Below are 227 nucleotides of genomic sequence, written 5' to 3' on the forward strand. Positions count from 1 at the left end.
GACTATACTGTTTTGGTTAAGAAATGGACTTTCACTATCTTATATAATAGGTATCGGAATCAATCTTGAAATAATAAGAGCTCTCATTGGAAGTATTGGTGTTGTAATAAGTATTCCTATCACTATGTACATCTCAGTTATACTTCTTAAAGAACGTAGGATAGGGGTGAATTGATTATGAGTGTTATAGTAGTATTGTTGATAATATTATTTTTATTAATGTATGC

1 protein-coding gene is annotated in these 227 nt (G+C 29.1%); it reads left to right on the forward strand.

What is annotated here, in order from left to right; translation table 11 throughout:
• The first annotated feature begins 7 nt into the window (after positions 1-7).
• Entirely contained in the window at positions 8-175 is a 168-nt protein-coding gene (locus AACQ14_RS24835; protein ID WP_353514038.1) for a YibE/F family protein, read from the forward strand.
• Positions 176-227 lie beyond the last annotated feature (52 nt).

The sequence above is a fragment of the Vallitalea maricola genome (assembly GCF_036985595.1).
In the GTDB taxonomy this organism is placed as follows: domain Bacteria; phylum Bacillota; class Clostridia; order Lachnospirales; family Vallitaleaceae; genus Vallitalea; species Vallitalea maricola.